Annotated in this window: 17 protein-coding genes; 4 read left to right on the top strand and 13 right to left on the bottom strand. The window is 62.9% G+C overall.

Annotated features, from left to right (window positions below; genetic code table 11):
* Positions 1–31 precede the first annotated feature (31 nt).
* From MKK04_RS20955 to MKK04_RS20925, 7 genes are all read right to left on the bottom strand, one after another.
* Positions 32–367, bottom strand: a complete 336-nt coding sequence (locus tag MKK04_RS20955) for a GlpM family protein (protein WP_025754578.1) — start codon at positions 365–367, stop codon at positions 32–34.
* A 26-nt stretch (positions 368–393) separates the two neighbouring features.
* On the bottom strand, positions 394–1,722 hold the full coding sequence (locus MKK04_RS20950) for a sigma-54-dependent transcriptional regulator (protein WP_013973972.1): 1,329 nt from the start codon (positions 1,720–1,722) through the stop codon (positions 394–396).
* Complete coding sequence (locus MKK04_RS20945) at positions 1,719–3,623, bottom strand: sensor histidine kinase (protein ID WP_207832950.1); 1,905 nt, start codon at positions 3,621–3,623, stop codon at positions 1,719–1,721. Before MKK04_RS20945 ends, MKK04_RS20950 begins: the two co-directional genes overlap by 4 nt.
* 73 nt (positions 3,624–3,696) lie before the next feature.
* Complete coding sequence (locus MKK04_RS20940; protein WP_003258023.1) at positions 3,697–4,431, bottom strand: amino acid ABC transporter ATP-binding protein; 735 nt, start codon at positions 4,429–4,431, stop codon at positions 3,697–3,699.
* Complete coding sequence (locus MKK04_RS20935) at positions 4,428–5,099, bottom strand: amino acid ABC transporter permease (protein WP_047595781.1); 672 nt, start codon at positions 5,097–5,099, stop codon at positions 4,428–4,430. Before MKK04_RS20935 ends, MKK04_RS20940 begins: the two co-directional genes overlap by 4 nt.
* Complete coding sequence (locus MKK04_RS20930; RefSeq protein WP_063913147.1) at positions 5,100–5,846, bottom strand: amino acid ABC transporter permease; 747 nt, start codon at positions 5,844–5,846, stop codon at positions 5,100–5,102. It abuts the gene before it with no gap.
* A gap of 142 nt (positions 5,847–5,988) precedes the next feature.
* Positions 5,989–6,906 (bottom strand): glutamate/aspartate ABC transporter substrate-binding protein, encoded by a 918-nt coding sequence (locus MKK04_RS20925; RefSeq protein WP_025340398.1) that lies wholly within the window; start codon positions 6,904–6,906, stop codon positions 5,989–5,991.
* A 451-nt stretch (positions 6,907–7,357) separates the two neighbouring features.
* Here MKK04_RS20925 and MKK04_RS20920 point away from each other — a divergent pair, with 451 nt between their 5' ends.
* On the top strand, positions 7,358–11,383 hold the full coding sequence (locus MKK04_RS20920) for an NEL-type E3 ubiquitin ligase domain-containing protein (RefSeq protein ID WP_241105948.1): 4,026 nt from the start codon (positions 7,358–7,360) through the stop codon (positions 11,381–11,383).
* Between the two features lie 43 nt (positions 11,384–11,426).
* On the opposite strand, the gene glpD is transcribed toward MKK04_RS20920, so the two are convergent.
* The 4 genes from glpD to MKK04_RS20900 form a co-directional block, all read right to left on the bottom strand.
* Positions 11,427–12,965: a glycerol-3-phosphate dehydrogenase gene (gene glpD / locus MKK04_RS20915; protein ID WP_207833020.1), complete on the bottom strand. Its 1,539-nt coding sequence runs from the start codon at positions 12,963–12,965 to the stop codon at positions 11,427–11,429.
* Between the two features lie 242 nt (positions 12,966–13,207).
* Positions 13,208–13,963 (bottom strand): DNA-binding transcriptional repressor GlpR, encoded by a 756-nt coding sequence (gene glpR, locus MKK04_RS20910; protein ID WP_207832945.1) that lies wholly within the window; start codon positions 13,961–13,963, stop codon positions 13,208–13,210.
* Positions 13,964–14,207: 244 nt separating this feature from the next.
* On the bottom strand, positions 14,208–15,707 hold the full coding sequence (glpK, locus tag MKK04_RS20905) for a glycerol kinase GlpK (protein ID WP_207832943.1): 1,500 nt from the start codon (positions 15,705–15,707) through the stop codon (positions 14,208–14,210).
* A gap of 51 nt (positions 15,708–15,758) precedes the next feature.
* The gene (locus tag MKK04_RS20900) at positions 15,759–16,610 is read right to left on the bottom strand and encodes an MIP/aquaporin family protein (RefSeq protein WP_063913144.1); all 852 of its coding nucleotides are present in this window, start codon (positions 16,608–16,610) and stop codon (positions 15,759–15,761) included.
* A gap of 303 nt (positions 16,611–16,913) precedes the next feature.
* On the opposite strand from MKK04_RS20900, the gene ybaK reads away from it, so the two are divergent.
* Entirely contained in the window at positions 16,914–17,384 is a 471-nt protein-coding gene (ybaK, locus tag MKK04_RS20895; RefSeq protein ID WP_016488787.1) for a Cys-tRNA(Pro) deacylase, read from the top strand.
* 141 nt (positions 17,385–17,525) lie between these two features.
* Here ybaK and MKK04_RS20890 read toward each other — a convergent pair whose 3' ends face one another.
* Together MKK04_RS20890 and argF are read right to left on the bottom strand one after the other, a co-directional pair.
* Positions 17,526–18,635, bottom strand: coding sequence for an ABC transporter ATP-binding protein (locus MKK04_RS20890; RefSeq protein WP_207832941.1), 1,110 nt, complete (start codon positions 18,633–18,635; stop codon positions 17,526–17,528).
* Entirely contained in the window at positions 18,632–19,552 is a 921-nt protein-coding gene (gene argF, locus MKK04_RS20885; protein ID WP_207832939.1) for an ornithine carbamoyltransferase, read from the bottom strand. The genes MKK04_RS20890 and argF overlap by 4 nt, the downstream gene beginning before the upstream one ends.
* A gap of 398 nt (positions 19,553–19,950) precedes the next feature.
* On the opposite strand from argF, the gene MKK04_RS20880 reads away from it, so the two are divergent.
* Positions 19,951–22,059 (top strand): molybdopterin-dependent oxidoreductase, encoded by a 2,109-nt coding sequence (locus MKK04_RS20880; protein ID WP_241105947.1) that lies wholly within the window; start codon positions 19,951–19,953, stop codon positions 22,057–22,059.
* 91 nt (positions 22,060–22,150) lie between these two features.
* A complete protein-coding gene (gene grxD, locus MKK04_RS20875; RefSeq protein ID WP_003254949.1) occupies positions 22,151–22,486 on the top strand; it encodes a Grx4 family monothiol glutaredoxin in 336 nt (111 codons plus the stop codon).
* The last annotated feature ends 10 nt before the right edge of the window (positions 22,487–22,496 follow it).

Here is a 22,496-nt window from a genome sequence, read left to right as displayed (position 1 = left end):
TTACCCGCGAAGAGGCCAGCGCCGATTCCGATCAGTGCATCCGCACCCACAAGGTCACCAGCACGGTCGCGGCCATCAGCCAGGCCACCGTGGCCAGTGCCAGCGATGCCTCCAGGCGCAGGCGGTCGACCAGCACATACAAGGTCGCCAGGTACACGAAGTACGGAATGATCGACCACATGCCGAACAGGATGGTGGTCTTCAGGTCGGCAATGCTGCGCCCTTTGCCGACGATGTAATGGGCAATCAGGGCGAAGGTAGGGAACAGCGGCACCAGCCCGGCGATGTAGTAATTGCGCGTCTTCGACAGCACCGCCAGCAGCAGCACCACGCCAGCGCCAAGGGCCGCTTTGAATACCAGGTCCACGTTGTCTTTCCAGGTTGGGTTTGAGGTCAGCCGAGGCCGTATTTTTTCACTTTGTCGAACAGCGTGGTCTTGGCCATGCCCAGCTCCTGGCTGGCCTGGCTCAGGTTGCCGCCAGTGCGTTGCAGGGCGTCGCTGAGCAGGTTGCGCTCGAACGCTTCCACCGCCTCGGCAAAGCCCAGACCTTGGCTGGCACCACCGCTGGGGCCTTTCTTGAACGCCGGCAGGCCGAGGGCATAGCGTTCGGCGACGTTGCGCAGCTCACGCACGTTGCCCGGCCAGTCGTGGGCCATCAGGCGCGACAGGGTCTGGCTGTCCAGGGCAGGTGTTTCACGGTCGAAGCGCAGGGCAGACTGCTGCAGGAAGTGTTCGAACAGCTGCAGGATGTCTTCGCGGCGCTCGCGCAGCGGCGGCAGCTCCAGGGTTACCACGTTCAGCCGGTAATACAGGTCGCTGCGGAACTGGCCGCTCTGGCCCATGGCATCCAGGTCGGACTTGGTGGCGGCGATGACCCGGCAGTCCACCGGAATGCTCTGGTTCGAGCCCAGCCGCTCCAGGGTGCGCTCCTGCAGCACGCGCAACAGCTTGATCTGCAGGTTGATCGGCATGCTCTCCACTTCGTCGAGGAACAGCGTGCCGCCGTTGGCGTGTTCGATCTTGCCGATGCGGCGTTTGCCGGCGCCGGTGAAGGCGTTGGCTTCGTGGCCGAAAATCTCGCTTTCGAACAGGTTTTCCGGCAGGCCGCCACAGTTCAGCGCCACGAACGGCTGGCCCTGGCGGCGGCTGAAGTCGTGCAGGCAGCGGGCGACCAGTTCCTTGCCGGTACCGGTCTCGCCTTCGATCAACACGTTGGCCGAGGTATCGGCAACGTTGGCGATCAGTTCGCGCAGGTGCTCCATGGCTGGCGAGCGGCCAATGATGCGCCCCTCCAGGCTGCTTTGCTCGGCCAACTGGCGGCGCAGGGCCACCACTTCGCGCGACAGCCCGCGCTGTTCAAGGGCGCGGCGCACCACGTCGACCAGGCGCTCCGGGGAGAAGGGCTTTTCCATGAAGTCGTAGGCGCCATTGCGCATGGCGCCGACCGCCATGTCGATATCGCCGTGGCCGGTGATCAGCACCACCGGCAGGCTGCGGTCGCGGGCCTTGAGGCGGTTGAGCAGCTCCAGGCCATCGATGCCCGGCAGGCGGATATCGCTGACGACGATGCCGGCGAAGTCGTCGCCGATGCGTTCCAGCGCTTGCTCGGCGCTGCCCACGCCTTCACAGGCGATGTCTTCCAGGGCCAGCGCCTGCTGGCAGCCGAGCAGCACATGCGGGTCGTCTTCGACGATCAGGACGGTAAGAGGCGCTTGGTTCATGGGTGCTCTGCCGATTCGCTAGGGGGGGATACCAGCGGCAGGGCCAGGACGAAGGCCGTGCCGCCGCTGGCGGGGTGCTCGACGTTGAGGCTGCCCTTGGCGGCGGCGGCAAGGCTCGCCGACAGGGTCAGGCCCAGGCCCAGGCCGTGTTCGCCCGGTTTGGTGGTGAAGAAAGGTTCGAACAGGTGCTTGCGCGCCTCGGCGTCGATGCCGTGGCCATTGTCGCGCACCTGCAAACGGTACTTGTCGCCCTGCAGCTCGCCTTCCAGCCACAGCTGCGGCAGTGGCTGGGCGGCCATGGCATCCAGGGCGTTGCCGATCAGGTTGACCAGGATCTGCTCCAGGCGGGTCTGGTCGATGGCCAGTTGCTGGTCCTCGAACTGATTGTGCAACTGCAGGTGGCAGGCGCTGATGCGGTTGGCCAGCACCTGCAGGGTTGCGTCCACCGCCTTGGCCAGCGAGGCCTGGCCGCTGTCGTCAGCGCGCCGGGCGAACGAGCGCAGGCTGGCGGTGATACGGCCCATGCGGTCAATCAGGTCGTTCATGGTGCGCAGGTTGGTGCTGGCGGTTTCCAGCGCCCCGCGTTCGAGGAAGCGCACGGTATTGCCGGACAGGGTGCGCAGCGCGGCCAGCGGCTGGTTCAGTTCGTGGGCGATGCTGGTCGACATCTGCCCGATGGCGGCCAGCTTGCCGGCCTGTACCAGCTCATCCTGGGCGTGGCGCAGGGTTTGCTCGGCATGCCGGCGCTCGCGAATCTGGCCCTTCAGGCGTTCGTTGCTGGCGCGCAGGTCGGCCGTGCGTTCGGCGATCCGTCGCTCCAGCTGACTGTTGGCTTCCTGCAGGGCCTCGCGGGCTGCCAGGCGGGTGGCGATGACCTTGCGCCGTTCGTTCCAGGCGATGCCGAGGATCGCCAGCAAGGCGAAGGCCACGCCCACCAGGATGCCTTGCACCATGGATTCGCGGCGCAGGTCCTGCAGCGGGGTCAGCAGGGTGAAGTGCCAGGGTGTATCGGCCAGGCGCCGGGTCTGGGCCAGGTAGGCCACTTCGTGGGCCTTGCCCTGTGCGGTTTCGCTGTTGGCCGGGAAGGTCAGCTTTTCCACGCCATCGGCCAGGGTTTCCCGGGCCAGGGGTTGCAGCTCGTTCAGCGGCCACCAGTAGTACTGCAGGCTTCGGGCCAGGCGCTCCTTGATTTGCGGGGTCAGCGGGCGTACCGACTTCAGGCGCCGGGCCGGGTCGCTGGAGAGGATGATGATGCCGTTCTCGTCGCTGACGAACGCCTCCAGGCGGGCACGCTGCCAGCGCTCCTCGAGGGTGTCCAGGCGCACTTTGATCACCGCCACGCCAATGATCTTGCCGTGCTCTTCCAGGCCATGGGCCAGGTAATATCCGGCCTCGCCGGTGGTGCTGCCGATACCGTAGAAACGCCCGGGCTCGCCGCGCACGGCGGTCTGGAAGTAGGCCCGGAACGACAGGTCCTCGCCGAGGAACGAGTCGGCATCGCGCCAGTTGCTGGTGGCCTGGACCCGGCCGTTGGTGTCGAGGACGAAGATGGCCCGGCTGCGGCTGCGCCGGTTCAGGCCTTCGAGGTATTCGTTGACGGTCTGCCGCGAGCCGCCGTCAGGGTCGGTGAGCAGGTGCGAGACGCTGTCTTCCAGCTCCAGCAGGCTCGGCAGGTAGGTGTACTTGCTGATTTCGCTCTCGACCGTGCGCGCGTGCAGCTCCAGCTGGCGCTCGCCGTTTTCGCTGAGGGTGCGGATGCCGTTGCTCTCGCTGATCAGGTAGCCAGCCATGCCCAGGCCGACCATCAGCAGGATGATCAGTGGCGGCAACAGCAATTGGCGGAGGAGGCGGGATTTCACGGCAGGCTTGGCAGGGAGAAGAAGCGAAGGATCGCATTTCATCACAGTGGCCTTGTCACGACCAGCGCCTGCTGCCCGAAAGGGCAGCGGCGCCGACCGCTTCAGTGAAGCAAAATCAGTGCTGCAGGATCTTGCTGAGGAAGTGCTGGGTACGTTCGTGGCGGGCGCTCGGGTTGCCGAAGAAGTCTTCCTTCTGGCAATCCTCGATGATGTTGCCCTTGTCCATGAAGATCACGCGGTTGGCCACCTTGCGGGCGAAGCCCATTTCATGGGTCACGCACATCATGGTCATGCCCTCGTGGGCCAGCTCGACCATCACGTCCAGTACTTCGTTGACCATTTCCGGGTCCAGCGCCGAGGTCGGTTCGTCGAACAGCATGACGATCGGATCCATCGACAGGGCGCGGGCGATGGCCACGCGCTGCTGCTGGCCGCCGGACAGCTGGCCGGGGTGCTTCTTGGCGTGGGCACCGAGGCCGACGCGGTCGAGCAGGGCCAGGCCCTTCTTGGTCGCTTCCGCTTCGCTGCGGCCGAGCACCTTGCGCTGGGCAATGGTCAGGTTCTCGGTGATGGACAGGTGCGGGAACAGCTCGAAGTGCTGGAACACCATGCCAACGCGCGAACGCAGCTTGGGCAGGTTGGTCTTGGGGTCGGCAATCGAGGTGCCGTCGACCACGATGTCACCTTTCTGGAACGGCTCCAGGGCGTTGACACACTTGATCAGGGTGGACTTGCCCGAGCCCGACGGGCCACATACCACCACCACTTCACCCTTCTTGACCTCGGTGCTGCAGTCGGTCAGTACCTGGAAGTCCCCGTACCACTTGTTGACGTTCTTGATGGAAATCATACGGCGATCCTTTTTTGCAGACGCTTGACCAGCCACGAAGCGGAGAAGCTGATGAGGAAGTACACGACACCGGCGAAGATCAGGAACTCATGGGAGCGCCCGATGATGTCGCCGTTGGAGCGTGCCGAGTTGAGGAAGTCCACCAGGCCCACGGTGTATACCAGCGAGGTGTCCTGGAACAGGATGATGCTCTGCTGCAGCAGCAGCGGGGTCATCTTGCGGAAGGCCTGGGGCAGGATGATCAGGCGCATGGTCTGGCCGTAGGTCATGCCCAGGGCCTGGGCGGCGCCCATCTGGCCCTTGGAGATCGACTGCACACCGGCGCGGACGATTTCGCAGAAGTACGCGGCCTCGAACATCATGAATGCCACCACGCAGGAGGTGAAGGCACCCACCGGGGTGTCCTCGCCGGTGATCCAGCGCAGCACGAACGGTACCGCCAGGTAGAACCAGGTGATTACCAGCAGCAGCGGGATCGAGCGGAAGTAGTTGACGTAGGCACCGGCCACGTTCGACAGCAGCTTGCTCGACGACAGGCGCATCAAAGCCAGGATGGTCCCCAGGACGATGCCGCCGACCACGCCCATGACCATCAGCTGCAGGGTCATGACCATGCCTTCCCACAGGGCAGGCAGGGCCGGGATGATTTCGCTGAAATCCATGTCCATTTATTTGCCCCCTACGGAAATCAGGCCGGGCACCGAGACTTTCTTCTCGACCATGCGCATCAGCAGCATCAGGCCCATGTTCAGGGTGAAGTAGATCAGCGTGGCCAGGGTGAAGGCCTCGAACAGGTTGGCCGAGAATTCGGCGGTCTGCTTGGTCTGCGCCAGCAGTTCCATCAGGCCGATCAGCGACGCCACCGACGAGTTCTTGAACACGTTCAGGAATTCCGAAGTGAGCGGCGGAATGATGATCCGGTAGGCTTGCGGCAGCAGCACGTTGGTGTAGATCTGCGACAGGCTGAAGCCCATGGCGCGGGCGGCGGCTTCCTGGCCGCGGGGCAGCGCCTGGATGCCGGTACGCACCTGTTCGCACACGCGGGCGGCGGTGAACAGGCCCAGGCAGATGACCACGCTGATCAGCGCCGAGGTGGTCGGGTTGAGGTCCTGCTTGAACCATTCCTGCAGGCCTTCTGGCAGCAGGTCCGGCACCAGGAAGTACCAGATGAACAGCTGCACCAGCAGCGGCACGTTGCGGAACAGCTCCACGTAGGCAGTGGCGATACCTGCTACCACACGGTTCGGCACGGTGCGCATGACGCCGAGGAGCGAACCCAGCAGCAAGGCGATGATCCAGGCGGTGATGGCGATGGCGATGGTCCAGCCCAGACCGGTGACGTACCAGTCCAGATAGGTTTCGCTGCCCACGCCGGTGGACTTGAAGAACACGCCCCAGTCCCAGTTGTAATTCATCGGGATTTCCCCTCAGACGGTTGTTTCACGGGCACCTTCCAGCATCCGAGGGCGTAAGGCCCTCGGATGAAAGGTTAGACACTAACAGGTGGCCTGCAGGTTTAATTCGCGCGTTGCAGCGCAGCAGGCCACTGGCTGGGGATCAGGACTTCTTCTCGTCCGCGGCCTTGTCGGTCGGCTCGGCGATCAGTTTCTTCAGCTCGTCGCTCATCGGGAACTGCAGGTTCAGGCCCTTTGGCGGGATTGGTTGCTGGAACCACTTGTCGTAGCTCTTGTTGACTTCGCCCGACTTGAAGTAACCGACGATGGCGTCATCGACCGCTTTCTTGAAGGCGGCGTCATCCTTGCGCACCATGCAGCCGTAGATTTCGTACGACTGTGGGGTACCGGTGATGACCCAGTCCGATGGCTTGCGCGCCTTGGCCATTTCGCCGGCGAGCAGGGCGTCGTCCATCATGAAGGCCACGGCGCGGCCGCTTTCGAGCATGTTGAAGGCTTCACCGTGGTCCTTGGCGGAAATCACGTTCATCTTCATCTGCTTGTCGGCGTTCATCGCCTTGAGGATGCGCTCGGAGGTGGTACCGGCGGTGGTCACCACGTTCTTGCCGGCCAGGTCCGGGAAGTCCTTGTATGCTGGCTGACCGTCCTTGACCTTGGTCAGCAGGCGGGTACCGACTTCGAAGATGCCGACCGAGAAACCGACCTGCTGCTGGCGCTCGACGTTGTTGGTGGTGGAGCCGCACTCGAGGTCCACGGTGCCGTTCTGCACCAGCGGGATGCGGGTCTGGGAAGTGACCAGGTTGTAGCGGACCTTGATGTCCGTACCCAGTTGCTTCTTCAGGGCGTCGACGACAGCCAGCTGGATGTCATGCGAGTAGCCCACGGGCTCGGGCTTGCCGGCCAGGTAGGAAAACGGGATGGAGGAGTCGCGGTGGCCCAGGGTGATGGTGCCCGAATCCTTGATCTTCTTCAGGGTGCCGGTCAGTTCTTCGGCCATGGCCGGCGAAGCGATCACAGCGGCCGCGATGGCGGCGCCCAGCAATTGACGAACGATACGCATCAAATTTTCCTCGACGTGTTTGTTTTTTTTATGGAGCCGTTGGCGGACTCTTTCGTTCAACGAATACCGCAAGAAGCGAGTGCATTCGGCTACCAAGTGTAGAGCATGAGTCGTGCCAAGCCCTGATATCGATCATAACGTCGCATATTCCGAGGGATACAAGCGATTTTTCATGCTGCAGGCTCGCTGTGTCGTGACGGGTTTCCGAACGAATGCCGGGATGGCGTTCGGAAACCCGAATGGCTGATCGGCGAGCTGTATCAAGCTCGACATATTTACCGCGGGGTGGATCAACGCACGTGCTCACATCCGGGCTTTCCAGACTGGAGATCCCTCTGTGGCTGCCATTCATTCCTTCGCCCAAACCTCTGTCGATCACTTGATAGCGCGACAACTACCTTCATGGCTCGTCAATGCCGAGGTTGCGCATGCGCGGGCCTTTCGCCAGGCCTTGTCAGCCCAGCAGGCCTGCGCCGAGCGTTTGCGCCAGGTAATGCAGCCTGTTCCTTCGATCGAGACGTTTGCCCTGGCGCGGCTGGAAACGGCCTTGCGCGACGCGGGGCTGGAGCAGGTCGATCCTCGGCAGGCGTTCGTCTTGATCGAAGAGCAGTTCAAACTGCCTTCGGCCGCCGAGAAACTGTATCAACCCACGGTAACCTACAAGTCACAGCACAGTTTGCTGGCGGCGGCTTTGCACAACTTCCAGGACCAGGAAACCCGGCCTTGGCTGTTGCGCAAGGCAAAGCTGGTCGGCGCCCAAGGCGTAGCCTTGCCCCTTTCGTTCGAGCATTTTGCCGCGTTGTGCCGCAGCCTGGATGTTGGTGCGGGCTATCAGGCACTGCTGAAGAATGTGCTGCAGCCCAAGTCGGGCCGTGGTCAACCCAGGGATCAGGCGCGCAAGGAAATCGAGCAGCTTTTCCAGGACTGCCAGCGCACCCGCCTGGAAGCTTCGCTGTACGAGGCCAGGATCAAGGGGCATATGGACGAAGCGGACCTGCGGCGATTGCTGTCATGTTTCACCTCACAGAGTGGAAAGGATGGTGCCAACGGCACTCTGATTGCGCGTCAGCTCTATTTGCTTGGCAAGTGCATCATCGGTGTAATCGCCTTCGAATGGCGAGTGGCCGGCAGCGATGTGATCGACGAAATCATCCTGTGGGTGCCTGATGACCCTGAAAAAGCCATCCGTCACTACGATAGTTGGCAGGATGTCTACCAGGACATGGGCATGCGCTTGCGTGCGCCCTCGTTCCGCCGGTTTTTCGAGCGGTTCATCAAGGCACGCGACTGCAACGGATTCACCCAGGCGTTGACCAGTCTGCTTGCAGCATCCGCCCCTGGTTCGCCGCTGCAGCTCGACGGCCGAAACCTGCCCGTCACGGGTGATGTGTTCGCCCACGTCCAGGCGCAGCAGATGGCCAGGATCTTCGACGATGCGCGTTTCATTGCCGTGCCCACGGATGATGAAGATCGCCAGAGCAGGCAGCAGCGGTTGCAGCAGATGCTGTCCGCAGGGCTGGACCTGTTGGGGATGGCGGCTTTTTTCATACCCACGCTGGGCGAGGTGCTGCTGGTGATCAACGCCGCACAGTTGCTGGACGAGGTCTACGAAGGCTATGAGGCCTGGCGATTAGGGGATCGCCAAGCAGCGCTGGCTCACCTGTTCAGCGTTGCCGAGAACCTGGCACTGGCCGGGGCGGTTTCCGGGACCATGCATGTATTGCCGCGCATTCCGTTTGTCGATGCGCTGGAACCTGGACTGGCCGCAGGGGGCAAGGTGAAGCTCAGGCACGGCAGCACGCATGCGCACGTGGAGCAAAGTCCTGCAGCGCTATTGCAAGCTCTCGCCCCACAAACGCTCGGCAGTGTGCTGGAGGATGATGCGCGCACGCTTGTGGCTGTCACCGGCTACGGCACCGATGAGCTGCGGCGCCTGTGCGTAGAGCTGGCGCCGGTCCCGGCACGGATCCAGGACATGCATGAGCGCATAGGCCTGCATCGCAGTTCAGCCGGGCTTGAAGGCCCATTGTTCGAAGAGGCGTTCGCCGCCCTGAGCGAACCCCTTGATTCAGACCAGGTGATTCTGATGCAGGCGTTCAAGGGCCTGACGCCTCATGGGGCTGCGGAAATCATCAGGCACACCAGCACTGCTCAGCTGGAAAGCTTCCGTACCACCGGGCGCCTGCCGCTGAGCATGGCTGAACGGGCGCGCCGGTATGCTCGGGACAGCCGTCTGGACAAGGCCTGCCTCGGCATGCGCTTGCATGGCATGATCAACGCAGACAGCGAGCAGTTGGTGATGGGGCTGGTTGCGAAGAAGGCGCCATGGCCCTCTTCGCACCCTGTGGAGCTGCGCTCGGGCAGCCGCAATGGTCGCGTGCAGTTTGCCAGTCATCCCGAGTCGAAAGCCCAGGCCAGGGTCATCGTGAGGAGCGGGGCAGGTTACCGCCTCGACAAGGGCGATGGTGCGAACACGGAGGGTGCTGGTCAGTCGTTGCTGAAGGTGGTGGTGCAATGCCTGGACGAAGAGCAGAAGGTCGCACTGGGCTCCAGTAGCCTCGATGCCAGGCAACTACGTGACTGGTTGATGGAAGCAGCCAGTGCCGATCGCGAACTGGCTGGCCGGCTGATTGGCTTGGCGCCATCGGGTGAAGGCATCCATCTGCCCAGGCGCTTTGGCGACGGACGCCTGGGCTACAGGCTCAGCGGCGGTGGGGAGAGCAGCCAGCAAGCGATCAGGCGCGGGATTCACCAGATCTTTCCGACGCTCAGCGAGTTGCAGCTGCAGGCTTATCTGAACGCTGTGCGGGCGCAAGGCCATAGTCTCTGGGATCACTACCAGCTGCTGCAACGCCAGCTTGCGGAGCTGCGGCAGGCCTTGAGCGAATGGCAAGGCCAATGGCGAACACCTGCCGATGCCGTGAGGCGCCGTCGGGTCGCCGAAACCTTGCGTCGCAGCTGGCGGCGCAAGCTGGTGGATGCCAATGACGAATACGAGCTGGTAATCGATGGCGAGCATGTCGGTGAGCTGCCGACGCTGCCTGCGGGGCTCGAATTTGCGCATGTGCAACGGTTGGTCCTGCGCAATATGAACCTGGCGAGCATCGAAGCGGATTTTCTCCACCGCTTCCCCAACCTGGTCGAACTGGACCTGAGCGAAAACCGCCTCACTCAGGTGCCGCCGGGAATAGAAAGGCTGGTACACCTGCGCCGCCTGAATCTTGCACGTAACCAGATCGTGATCAACGCCGAAGCCAATCATCGCTTTGCCCAGCTAACGTTGCTGGATACGATCGAGCTGAGTTTCAATCCGCTACGTCAGGCGCCGGACCTGTCAGGTTTGCGTCATGTGCGGCAACTGCATCTGCGTGCGACCGAGTTGGTGGATTTGGAGGAGTTGCTGGCACGCGCCTCCTGGAGAGCGTTGATTGACGCACGAGAAAACCGGATTCGCGAACTGCAGCGGGAAATGCAAGGGCTGAACTTGCGACTGGCGCGAATCGAGCTGCATGACAACCCGTTGAGCCGGGCCAGCCATGAGCAGCTCGACCGTGCGCATGTCGGCACAATCCCGGGCACCCGAGGAAGTACCTCCTACAAGCATCGTGAAGCCAGTGTGGAGGTCCGCGAGCTGTGGACGCAAACCCGTGACCCGGCGCTGCGCAGGCAGCGCGAGGCGACCTGGGATCGGTTGCAGCAGGAGGTCGGGTCGCGCGACCTGTTCCGGTTTCTGGCTGATCTGAGCCAGGGGGACGATTTTACGGAACACCCGGGCCACTACCGTCGGCGCATATGGCGCATCCTGGATGCCTGTGAGCAGAGCGAAGTGGTGCGCGAGCAGTTGTTCCGCGAGGTCGGGGGGCCGCGCAGTTGTGAAGACCGTTTGCTGTTGATATTGAATCAGCTGGAAGTCGGTGTGCTGGTACAGCAGGGTGTCACCGGTGTACCACCGGCCATGATGGAACAAAGCCTGGTACGGCTGGGGCGCCAGCTTTACCGGCTGGATCTGGTGGACGCGATCGCAGCCCGGCATGTGCAGCGCATGCGCGCAGGTGCCATTGACCGGGTCGATGAAATCGAGGTCAGGCTGTTGTTCCGTAACCAGCTGGCGCAGGCGCTTGAATTGCCGATCCATGTCGAGGACATGCATTACGCGTCATATGCCAATATAACGGACGCCGAACTGGTCGAAGCTCGACTGGAGGTACTGGAAACCGAGACGCCTCAGGCCATTCAGCAGGCCCTGGCACAGAGGCCGTTCTGGGTGGACTACACAAGGCGGCGGTACGCCGAACGGTTCGAGCAGCTTGCGGAGCCTTACCACCAGCGCCTGGCCGAGTATGAGGCGCAAGCTGCAAGCGCCAGCGAGCAGCTCTACCTGCAAAAAGCCGACGAGCTGATGCATGAGCTGGAAGCGGCCGAGCGTGAGTTGCTGCGGGCACTGGCCGAGGAGGCGTGGAGGCGCTTTGCCGAGTGAGGCAGGGTGGCCATCCGCGTTGCGGGCTGGCTACCCTGGCATGTCAGGCCGCGCGAGTTGCGGCCTGGGTTGCCTGCTTGTGGCGAAGGTACTCAATCAGCGCTTCTTGCTCCGTGACGCTGGTGAACAGGCCGAGCTTGGTGCGACGCCAGAGGATGTCGTCCGCGCTCATGGCCCATTCTTCCCGCATGAGGTAGTCCACTTCATGAGCGAACAACCCGCCACCGATGGACTGCCCCAGGTCCTGCGGCCCTTGCACACCCTCGAGCAACTGCCATACGCGGCTGCCGTAAGTCAGAGCCCAGCGCTTGGCGATATCGACCGGCAGCCATCCGCAACGGGCCAGCACGGCATCGACCAAGGCTTGCACGGTGGTCATCCGTTCGCCGCCCGGCAGTGGCGAGCTGGCTGTCCAGCTGCCGCGCATTTGCGGGAAGTGCGGCTTGAGCTCGGCCATGGCTGACTCGGCCAGCTTGCGGTAGGTGGTCAGCTTGCCGCCGAACACCGAGAGCAACGGTGCCTGGCCTTCCCCGGCGGACAACGCCAGGGTGTAGTCGCGAGTTACTGCCGATGGGTTGTCGGATTCGTCGTTGCACAGCGGGCGGACGCCCGAATAGGTGTGCAGGATATCGCTGCGGCCCAGTTGATGGTTGAAATGCGCGTTGACCACTTTCAACAGGTAGTCGGTTTCCTGGTCGGTGATCGCCACCTTGGCTGGGTCGCCGGTGTATTCGCGGTCGGTCGTGCCGATCAGGGTGAAGCGGTCGAGGTAGGGAATGCAGAAGACGATGCGCTGGTCTTCGTTCTGCAGGATGTAGGCGTGTTCCCCCTCGTACAGGCGCGGCACGATCAAGTGGCTGCCCTGGATCAGGCGGATACCATAGGGCGCATCGAGCTTGAGGTCATCCTTGATGAAACTGGCTACCCACGGGCCGGCCGCATTGACCAGGGCGCGAGCGCGGATGGTCTGCAGGCTGCCATCGGCGTGCTGCAGCTCGACTTGCCAGACCCCTTCGCTGCGCTCTGCGCGCAAGCAACGAGTGCGGGTGCGGATGTGCGCGCCGTTTTCACGGGCGGCCATGGCATTGAGTATGACAAGGCGCGCATCGTCCACCGCGCAGTCGGCATATTCGAAACCACGGGTGATCTCTGGCTTGAGCGGGTAGCCGGCGCCAAAGCGCAGGCTGCGCGAGGCGCCCAGGCGTTTGCGTTTGCCCAGGTGGTCATACAGGAACAGGCCGGCGCGAATCATCCAGGCCGGGCGCAGGTGCGGGCGGTGCGGTAGCACGAAGCGCATGGGCTTGACGATGTGCGGGGCTTTGGCCAGCAACACTTCGCGCTCGGCCAGCGCTTCACGCACCAGGCGGAACTCGTAGTGCTCCAGGTAGCGCAGGCCGCCGTGGATCAACTTGCTGCTGGCCGACGAGGTGTGCTGGGCGAGGTCATCCTTTTCGCACAGGAACACTTTGAGGCCGCGGCCGGCCGCATCGGCAGCGATGCCCACGCCATTGATGCCGCCGCCGATCACAGCGAGGTCATAGCAGTCAGCGAGTGGGGGCTGGGACGAAACGGGCTTGGACACGGGCAAGGCCTCCTGGTAGCTGTTCATATCGATTATGAACATTGATGTTCGTTTTCGAAAATATTAGCGCAACAGAAAGCCGGTCGCCAGCCAGTCTTTATAGAAAAAACTGATCAGATGACAATGAAGTGAACATTTACGAAAATTTCGGGTGATCGGTGTGAAAGGTGAGGCGCCTGTGAGATCGAGCGCCGCGCGATCTCGCAGGCGCTACAAAACCTGTGGCATGCGCCTGTCAGCCCTCACACCACCTCAAGCCGAATCTTGTACTGGTTGAGCAACTGGGTGAGGGCGGGGGCTGGCGCCTGGTCGGTCACAAGGCAGTCGACCATGCTGATCGAGCCCATGCGCACCATGGCGTTGCGCCCGAATTTGCTGGAGTCGGCGGCAAGGATCACTTGCCTGGCATTGGCGATGATCGCCTGGGATACCCGTACTTCCTGATAGTCGAAATCGAGCAGGCTACCGTCTTCGTCGATGCCACTGATGCCCACCAGGGCGAAGTCGACCTTGAACTGGTTGATGAAATCGACACTGGCCTGGCCGACCACGCCGCCATCACGACGCACCGTGCCTCCCGCCACCAGCACTTCGAAATCGTCCTTGGCGGCAAGGATTGCGGCCACGTGCAGGTTATTGGTGATGACCTTCAGGTGATTATGGTTGAGCAGCGCCCGGGCAATGGACTCGGTGGTCGTGCCAATGTTGATGAACACCGAAGCATGGTCGGGAATCTGCTGGGCTACGGCTTCGGCGATGCGTTGCTTTTCGTCGCGCATCTGGTCGGCACGCATGGCGTAGGCGGTGTTCTCGATGCTCGAGTCGTAGGCGGCGCCACCGTGGTAACGGCGCAACAGGTTGAGCTCGGCCAGTTGGTTGATATCACGGCGGATAGTCTGTGGCGTGACGACGAACAGCTGCGCCATTTCTTCGATACTGACGTAACCGCGTTCACGCACCAGTTCGAGGATTTGTTGTTGGCGAGGGGGCAGATTCATGGGCGGTCCTTTGGGGCTGCCGGACAAATGCTGCAATGATGCCGTAGGACGCGGACTACGGCCAGTAGACTAACGGGCCTGCTGTTTCACGCGGTCCCTGCCGCGGCGCCCGCCATCCACAAAACCCGGAAGCTTGCACTGGTCCCTGTGGGAACGGCTTTAGCCGCGAACACCGGCGCAGCCGGTGCCATCTTCACGGGTAACGCCGCTCCCACAGGATTTGGGCATGCTTTCGCGCCGGGGATCAGGCCTCGTGATCTTCCCAGTCACGGGTACGCTCGACCGCTTTTTTCCAGCCGGCATACAACTTCTCTTTCTGCGCTTCGTCCAGCTGTGGGCTGAATTCGCGTTCGATGATCGCCTTGTCGCGCAGCTCGTCCAGACCGCTCCAGAAGCCACAGGCAAGGCCCGCCAGATAGGCCGCGCCCAATGCCGTGGTCTCGCGCATCTTCGGCCGCTCCACGCAGGTGCCGAGGATGTCGGCCTGGAACTGCATGAGGAAGTTGTTGGCCACCGCACCGCCGTCCACACGCAGCTCGGACAGGCGCTGGCCGCAGTCCTGCTGCATGGCGTCGAGCACATCCCGGGTCTGGTAGGCGATCGACTCCAGTGCCGCGCGGATAATGTGGTCCACCTTAACGCCACGGGTCAGGCCGAACAGCGCGCCGCGGGCATACGGGTCCCAGTACGGAGCGCCCAGGCCGGTGAAGGCGGGCACCAGGTATACGCCGTTGCTGTCCTTGACCTTGCTGGCGAAGTATTCGGTATCCAGGGCGTCGTTGACGATCTTCAGCTCGTCACGCAGCCACTGCACGGTAGAGCCACCGTTGAACACAGCGCCCTCCAGGGCATAGGCCACTTCGCCCCGCGGACCGCAAGCGATGGTGGTGAGCAGGCCATGGGATGACTTCACCGCCTGGTCGCCGGTGTTCATCAGCAGGAAGCAACCGGTGCCGTAGGTGTTCTTGGCCTGGCCCGGCTCCACGCACATCTGGCCAAACAGCGCCGACTGCTGGTCGCCGGCGATACCGGCAATGGCGATGCCGCTCTTGGTGTGGCCGTAGACCTCGGAGGAAGGGCGTACCTCGGGCAGCATCTGCCGTGGGATGCCGAGGATTTCCAGGAGCTTGTCGTCCCACTGCAGGCTGTGGATGTTGAACATCAGCGTGCGCGAGGCGTTGGTGTAATCGGTGACATGCACCTTGCCTCCGGAGAACTTCCAGATCAGCCAGGTATCGATGGTGCCGAACAGCAGCTCGCCGCGCTCGGCGCGTTCGCGGGCGCCCTCGACGTTGTCGAGGATCCATTTCAGCTTGGTGCCGGAGAAGTACGGGTCGGTGACCAGGCCGGTGGTTTCGCGAATGTAGTCTTCATGGCCGTCGCGCTTGAGCTGGGCGCAGATCTCGGTGCTGCGGCGGCACTGCCAGACGATGGCGTTGTACACCGGGCGACCGGTTTCCTTGTCCCACACCACGGTGGTTTCACGCTGGTTGGTGATACCCAGCGCGGCGACCTGGGCGTGGCTGATACCCGCCTGGGCCAAGGCCTCGACCATGGTCGCGCTCTGTGTGGCGAAGATTTCCATCGGGTCATGCTCGACCCAGCCTGCCTGCGGGTAGTGCTGGGCGAACTCGCGCTGGGAGGTACCCACCACATTGGCGTCGCGGTCGAAAATGATGGCCCGCGAACTGGTGGTGCCCTGGTCCAGGGCGATGATGTAGTTCTTATCCTGGGTGTCTGTCATGGTCGTAGGCCTTGCGAAAATAGGGGTTCAGGGCTGGGCTTGATGCCGGCGTCAATTGACTTGAGTATCGCCCTGGCGATTGTCATTTGTCTCAGGGTTCACGGCGGCTGCCATTGGCAGGTTGCGGGCGATCAGGCCGCGATAGGTCGCGGCCCCCAGGCAGGCGCCAAGGATCGGTGCGAACACCGGAACCAGGAAATAAGGCATGTCCCGACCGCCAGTGAAGGCGATTTCGCCCCAACCGGCCAGGAAGGTCATGAGTTTTGGCCCGAAATCGCGGGCCGGGTTCATGGCAAAGCCGGTCAACGGGCCCATTGCGCTGCCGATCACGGCGATCAACAGGCCGATCAGCAGCGGGGCCATGGCGCCGCGCGGCAGGCCGTTGTTGTCGTCGGTCAGGGCCATGATCACGGCCATCAGGATGGCGGTGATGACCACTTCGACCAGGAACGCCTGGCCGGTGGACAGCGACGGGTGCGGATAGGTGGAGAACACCGAGGCCAGCTCCAGGCTGGCTTCGCTACCGCGCAACATGGCGTGGGCCTGTTCGAAATCGAAGAACAGGTTGCTGTACAGGGTGTAGACCAACGCTGCGCCACAGAACGCGCCGCATACCTGGGCCAGCATGTAGAAGGGCAGCTTGCGCTTGTCGAAACCGGCGAACAGGGTGAGGGCGATGCTCACCGCCGGGTTCAGGTGCGCGCCGGAAATGCCGGCGGTGAGGTAGATCGCCATGCTGACGCCCACGCCCCAGATGATGCTGATTTCCCACAGGCCGAAGCTGGCGCCCGCGACCTTGAGCGCGGCGACGCAGCCGGTACCGAAGAAGATGAGCAGTGCAGTACCGAGGAACTCGGCCAGGCATTGGCTGGACAGCGTGGGTTGGCGTAGAGCAGTCGTCATGTATGACCTCGTTTTTTTTGTTGTGAGGCGCGTGGCGCTCGACAGCAAAGCCTGGAGTCTATCCCCATTGACCCCAGGCAGATGTAGGAAATGCACCTTAAAAGTGCACCATTTATTCAGAAACGAAAAAATATAGACAAGAAACGCTGATGTCAAAGGTCGAAAGTGAACGGTCGGTCACGAGCTGGCTGCTGATTTCCGGTGCGGATCCGCGTACTAGAGGGGTGCGCTTGCTGTGCGCTGGCTGCGATGTGGGAATTATCCTAAAGTAGCCACCGAGCCGTCCCCGACCGGAGCCCCTGCATGACCCCCGCCCTAGACCTGTTGAAGAAGCACCGCGCCGAGCATCGTGTGCACAGTTACGAACATGACCCCAAGTCGGCGTCATATGGTCTTGAGGCTGCGGAAAAGCTCGGTCTCGACCCGCAGCAGGTGTTCAAGACCTTGCTGGCGAGCAGCGAGAAGGGGGAGTTGCTGGTGGCGGTGGTGCCTGTGGTGGGCACGCTGGACCTCAAGGCCCTGGCCCATGCTGCCGGGGTGAAAAAGTGCGAGATGGCCGACCCGGCGGCGGCGCAGCGGGCCACGGGGTACCTGGTGGGAGGGATCAGCCCGTTGGGGCAGAAGAAGCGCCTGCGCACCTTTATCGATGACTCGGCACAGAACTTTGCAACCATCCATGTCAGCGCCGGGCGGCGTGGGCTGGAGGTGGAGTTGGCGGCAGCGGTATTGGCCGAGCATACCCAGGGCAAGTTTGCCGGGATCGGGCGGGGCTGAGAATTTTCGGGGCTGCTTTGCAGCCCTTTCGCGACTCAAGGCCGCTCCCACAGGTACAACGCCGCCCGTGAATGGTGCGCTGTACCTGTGGGAGCGGCCTTGAGTCGCGAAAGGGCCGCAAAGCGGCCTCAGGATTTTGAATCAGGTCGCCGAACTGTATCGACGCACGCCGTTTTCCTGCCGCGGCAACTGCGCCGCCACGCTACCCGGCACGGGGAACAGCACCAGGTGATCGGCCTTTACCGCAATCCCCACATCCTCACCGACCTGATGGTCGTCATGGCTAGGGAAGATCGCCTCCAGCTGGCTGCCGGTCGGCAACTGCAGGCGGTACAAGGTCGATGCACCAAGGAAGCTTTTGCCGACGATGTTCGCTTGCAGCGCGCTGCCCGGTGCGTGGACGATATCGTCAGGGCGCAGCAGCACATCCACCGAGCTGCCCGGCGCCATGATGTAGGCACGGTTGCCGCGCAGTTCACCCAGCTCGGTATTGACTGCCTCGTGGCTGCTCATCTGCCCACGGATGAAATACCCCTGGCCGATGAAGCTGGCCACGAACGGCGTCTGCGGCTCGTGGTAAAGGTTGTAGGGCGTGTCCCACTGCTCCAGGCGGCCTTCCTTGAACACGCCGACCTGGTCGCTGACGGCAAAGGCTTCTTCCTGGTCATGGGTCACCAGGATGGCGCTGGTGCCACGGCTCTTGAGGATGTCGCGCACCTCATGGCTCAGGCGCCGGCGCAGCTCCACGTCGAGGTTGGAGAATGGCTCGTCGAGCAGCAGCAGTTGCGGCTCCGGTGCCAGCGCACGGGCCAGGGCGACCCGTTGCTGTTGGCCGCCGGACAGTTCGTGCGGGTAGCGCCCGCCCAGGCCGCCCAGCTTGACCAGCTCGAGCATCTCTTCGATGACCTCGGCCTGGCGCGGGTGCTTGGCGATGCCGAAGGCAACGTTCTGCGCCACGGTCAGGTGCGGGAACAGCGCATAGTCCTGGAACACCATGCCGATGCGGCGTTTTTCCGGGGCCAGGGTGAAACCGGCGCGGGAAATGACCTCGCCCGCCAGCTGGATCTCGCCGTCGTGCACCGGCTCGAAACCGGCGATGGCGCGCAGGGTGGTGGTCTTGCCGCAACCGGATGAACCCAGCAGGCAACCGATGTCGCCTGCGTTCAGGTGCAGATTGAGGTTCTGGACGATGCGCTGGTCGCCATAGCCGCAGGCGAGGTTGCGCAGGTTGAGCAGTAGGGGTTGACTCATGCGTGGTGGTAAGCCGGTTCTACAAGGAATTCGAGAAGGGCCTTCTGTGCATGCAGGCGGTTTTCAGCCTGGTCCCAGGCGACCGAACGAGGGTCGTCGAGCAGGTCATGGCTGATTTCCTCACCACGGTGGGCTGGCAGGCAGTGCATGAACAGGGCGTCGGGTGCCGCCAGGTCGAGCAGTGCGCGGGTGACCTGGTAAGGCGCGAAATGCGCCAGGCGCCGTGCAGTTTCCTCCTCCTGGCCCATGGAAGTCCAGACATCCGTGGTCACCAGGTGGGCGCCGCGCACGGCTTCCTTCGGGTCGCGCACGATCTGCACGTGGTCGCCGCCAATGGCCATGAAGCGTGGGTCCGGCTCGTAGCCTTCGGGGCAGGCGATGCGCAGCTGGAAGTCGAACTGCCTGGCCGCCTCGATGTACGAGTTGCACATGTTGAAGCCGTCGCCGATCCAGGCCACGGTCTTGCCCTGGATCGAGCCGCGGTGTTCGAGGAAGGTCTGCATGTCGGCCAGCAGCTGGCACGGGTGCGACTCGTCGGACAGGGCGTTGATCACCGGCACACGCGAGTTGGCGGCGAATTCGGTCAGGGTGCTGTGGGCGTGGGTACGGATCATCACCACGTCGAGCATGCTCGACAGCACGATGGCGCTGTCGCCGATCGGCTCGCCACGGCCCAGCTGGGTGTCGCGCGGGGACAGGAAGATGGCCTGGCCGCCGAGCTGGATCATGCCGGCCTCGAACGACACGCGGGTACGGGTCGAGGACTTCTCGAAGATCATGCCCAGCACGCGGTTCTTCAGGGGCTCGAACAACACGCTTCGCTTGCGCAGGTCCTTCAGCTCGATGCCGCGGCGGATCACACCGAGCAATTCGTCGGTGGTGAAGTCCAGCAGGGAGAGAAAGTGCCTAGCGCTCATGATTGACTACCTTATCTGCAACGGTATGCAGGTCGACCGTATGGTTTTTTTTGACAACGGGAGTGACCTGCGGCGTAAGCCGCACGGGGGCGGACGAAATAGGGAAAGGCGCAATACTATAAGTAAATGTCGCCTGAAGCCAAGAGGGGAAACAGCTGCCCAATACCAAAGGGTGTTGCAAAGGGTGTCTTTATCCGACGGGCTGTGCTGTTTTTTATTTGCTACAGAGGGTTGTACACGGCTTGCTGGCAATTTGGCAAATGGCTGTCGCAAATCGTGTGCCTGATGTCGGTGGATTCACGCCGCGAAGCGCGCTGGCCGGTGGTGGGGGCTGGGTGCATAGTCGATGTTCGACAACTCTTCACAACTACCTCCACGACAACAAGGCAGAGGCGGCCATGACCAAGACCCTGCATCACCGTGCCTGTCACCTGTGCGAAGCGATCTGTGGGCTGAATATCGAAGTCAGCCATGACGACGATGGGCGGGCGCTGATCAGTTCGATCAAGGGCGACCCCCAGGACCCGTTCAGCCGTGGTCATGTCTGCCCAAAGGCCGTGGCCCTGCAGGACATCCAGAACGACCCTGACCGCCTGCGCCAGCCGCACAAGCGGGTGGGCGAGCACTGGCAGGCCATCGGCTGGGATGAGGCTTTTGCCCTGGCCGCCGACAGGCTGTGGGCGATCCAGCAGGCCCATGGGCGCAATGCCGTGGCGGTGTACCAAGGCAACCCGAGCGTGCACAACTACGGTTTGATGACCCACAGCAACTACTTCCTGGGCCTGCTGAAAACCCGCAACCGCTTTTCTGCCACCTCGGTGGACCAGTTGCCGCAGCACCTGGTCAGCCACTTGATGTACGGCCATGGCCTGCTGCTGCCGATCCCGGATATCGACCAGACCGGTTTCATGCTGATCCTTGGCGGCAACCCGCTGGCCTCCAATGGCAGCATCATGACCGTGCCGGACGTGGAAAAGCGCCTGAAGGCCCTGCGCGCCCGGGGCGGGCGCCTGGTGGTGGTGGACCCGCGGCGCAGCGAAACGGCGGCCATGGCCGACAGTCACCTGTTCATCCGCCCGGGAGGGGATGCGGCCTTGTTGTGTGGCTTGCTCAACACCCTGTTCGCTGAAGGCCTGGCGCGTGGCTCGCACTTGCCGGTCACCGGCCTGCAGCAGGTGCGCGAAGCAATCGCGCCGTTCAGCGCAGAGGCCATGAGCGCGCACTGTGGCATTGCCGCGACAGACATTCGCCAGCTGGCACGGGACTTCGCCGCGGCCGACAAGGCTGTGTGCTATGGCCGCATGGGGGTTTCGACCCAGACCTTCGGCACCCTTTGCCATTGGCTGGTGCAACTGATCAACCTGGTGACCGGCAACCTTGACCGTGAAGGCGGCGCGTTGTGCACCGAGCCTGCCGTCGATCTGGTGGCGACCACCTCGGGTGGCCATTTCAACGCCTGGCAGAGCCGGGTGTCGGGGTTGCCCGAGTACGGCGGTGAACTACCCGTGGCGGCGTTGGCCGAAGAAGTGCTGACACCCGGCGAAGGGCAGGTGCGTGCCCTGGTGACGGTGGCCGGCAACCCGGTGCTGTCCACACCCAATGGCCGCCAGCTGGATACGGCGCTGGAGGGGTTGGAATTCATGCTCAGCATCGACCTGTACATCAACGAGACTACCCGCCATGCCGACCTGATCCTGCCTTCCACCTGGGCGCTGGAAAACGACCATTACGACAGCACGTTCAACCTGCTGGCCGTGCGCAACGTGACGCGCTTCAACCGGGCGATCCTGGCCAAGCCCGAAGGGGCACTGCATGACTGGGAGATTTTCGTTGGGCTGGCACAAGCGTTCGCCAGGCGCGCCGGGCTGGAGTTGAAACCGACCTGGGCGCCAGCGCAGATGATCGACCTGGCTCTGCGCAAGGGGCGCTATGGTGAGGCGACGCCCTGGCAATTGTCGCTGGCAGTGCTGGACGAGCACCCGCATGGCCTTGACCTGGGGCCACTGCGCGCCAACCTCGCCGCACGGCTGACGACTGCCAGCAAGGCTGTCGAAGCGGCGCCCCAGGTGTTGCTGGACGACCTGCGCCGGCTGGCCCAACAAGCCCCCCCGATGCCGGGCGAACTGCTGCTGATCGGCCGCCGCCATGTCCGCAGCAACAACTCGTGGATGCACAACTGCCATCGTCTGGTGAAAGGCAAACCGCGACATCAGTTGTTGATGCACCCGCAAGACCTGCAGCAGCGGCAGTTGCAGGACGGCCAGCGGGTTCGTATCCGCTCGCGTACCGGGGACCTTGAAGTCGAGGTGCAGGCCTGCGAGGACATGATGCCGGGTGTGGTCAGCCTGCCCCATGGCTTCGGTCATTCTCGCCAGGGCGTGCACATGCAGATCGCCCAGGCGCAACCTGGCGTGAGTGCCAACGACCTCACCGATGAGCGCCTGCGTGACCAGGTTTCCGGCAATGCCGCCCTCAATGGCGTACCCGTGCAGGTAGAGGCCGCGTAAGGAACGGTAAGGCCGAGCATGCTGCTCGGCTTTCCGTTACAATGCGTCACCGTGCCGACGACCGCGTCGGAAAGTTCAGCCGAGGTGCTACATGGATATCATCGAAACGATCAAAGAGCAGATTGCCAACAACACCATTCTGCTTTACATGAAAGGCTCGCCGAATGCCCCGCAGTGTGGCTTCTCTGCGCGTGCATCGCAGGCCGTGATGGGTTGTGGCGAGAAGTTCGCCTACGTCGACATCCTGCAGAACCCGGAAATCCGCGCGAACCTGCCAAAATACGCCAACTGGCCGACCTTCCCGCAGCTGTGGGTAGCCGGTGAACTGGTCGGCGGCAGCGACATCATGCTGGAAATGTTCGAGAAGGGTGAGCTGCAAACCCTGATCAAGGAAGCGGCTGCCAAGGCCAAGGCTTCCGAGGCCTGATTTTCCGGCA

This window comes from Pseudomonas sp. LS.1a, from assembly GCF_022533585.1.
Lineage (GTDB): Bacteria > Pseudomonadota > Gammaproteobacteria > Pseudomonadales > Pseudomonadaceae > Aquipseudomonas.
The sequence above is the reverse complement of the archived record's forward strand: the minus strand, read 5'-3'. Positions and strand labels throughout refer to the sequence as shown.

What these genes read in the sequence shown, in the direction of transcription:
- argF (WP_207832939.1), bottom strand. Translation starts at nt 19,552, where the DNA reads ATGAGCGCTAGGCACTTTCTCTCCCTGCTGGACTTCACCACCGACGAA.
- glpK (WP_207832943.1), bottom strand. Translation starts at nt 15,707, where the DNA reads ATGACAGACACCCAGGATAAGAACTACATCATCGCCCTGGACCAGGGC.
- MKK04_RS20925 (WP_025340398.1), bottom strand. Translation starts at nt 6,906, where the DNA reads ATGCGTATCGTTCGTCAATTGCTGGGCGCCGCCATCGCGGCCGCTGTG.
- MKK04_RS20930 (WP_063913147.1), bottom strand. Translation starts at nt 5,846, where the DNA reads ATGAATTACAACTGGGACTGGGGCGTGTTCTTCAAGTCCACCGGCGTG.
- MKK04_RS20940 (WP_003258023.1), bottom strand. Translation starts at nt 4,431, where the DNA reads ATGATTTCCATCAAGAACGTCAACAAGTGGTACGGGGACTTCCAGGTA.
- grxD (WP_003254949.1), top strand. Translation starts at nt 22,151, where the DNA reads ATGGATATCATCGAAACGATCAAAGAGCAGATTGCCAACAACACCATT.
- MKK04_RS20900 (WP_063913144.1), bottom strand. Translation starts at nt 16,610, where the DNA reads ATGACGACTGCTCTACGCCAACCCACGCTGTCCAGCCAATGCCTGGCC.
- MKK04_RS20935 (WP_047595781.1), bottom strand. Translation starts at nt 5,099, where the DNA reads ATGGACATGGATTTCAGCGAAATCATCCCGGCCCTGCCTGCCCTGTGG.
- glpR (WP_207832945.1), bottom strand. Translation starts at nt 13,963, where the DNA reads ATGAATCTGCCCCCTCGCCAACAACAAATCCTCGAACTGGTGCGTGAA.
- MKK04_RS20945 (WP_207832950.1), bottom strand. Translation starts at nt 3,623, where the DNA reads ATGAAATGCGATCCTTCGCTTCTTCTCCCTGCCAAGCCTGCCGTGAAA.
- MKK04_RS20950 (WP_013973972.1), bottom strand. Translation starts at nt 1,722, where the DNA reads ATGAACCAAGCGCCTCTTACCGTCCTGATCGTCGAAGACGACCCGCAT.
- MKK04_RS20880 (WP_241105947.1), top strand. Translation starts at nt 19,951, where the DNA reads ATGACCAAGACCCTGCATCACCGTGCCTGTCACCTGTGCGAAGCGATC.
- MKK04_RS20890 (WP_207832941.1), bottom strand. Translation starts at nt 18,635, where the DNA reads ATGAGTCAACCCCTACTGCTCAACCTGCGCAACCTCGCCTGCGGCTAT.
- ybaK (WP_016488787.1), top strand. Translation starts at nt 16,914, where the DNA reads ATGACCCCCGCCCTAGACCTGTTGAAGAAGCACCGCGCCGAGCATCGT.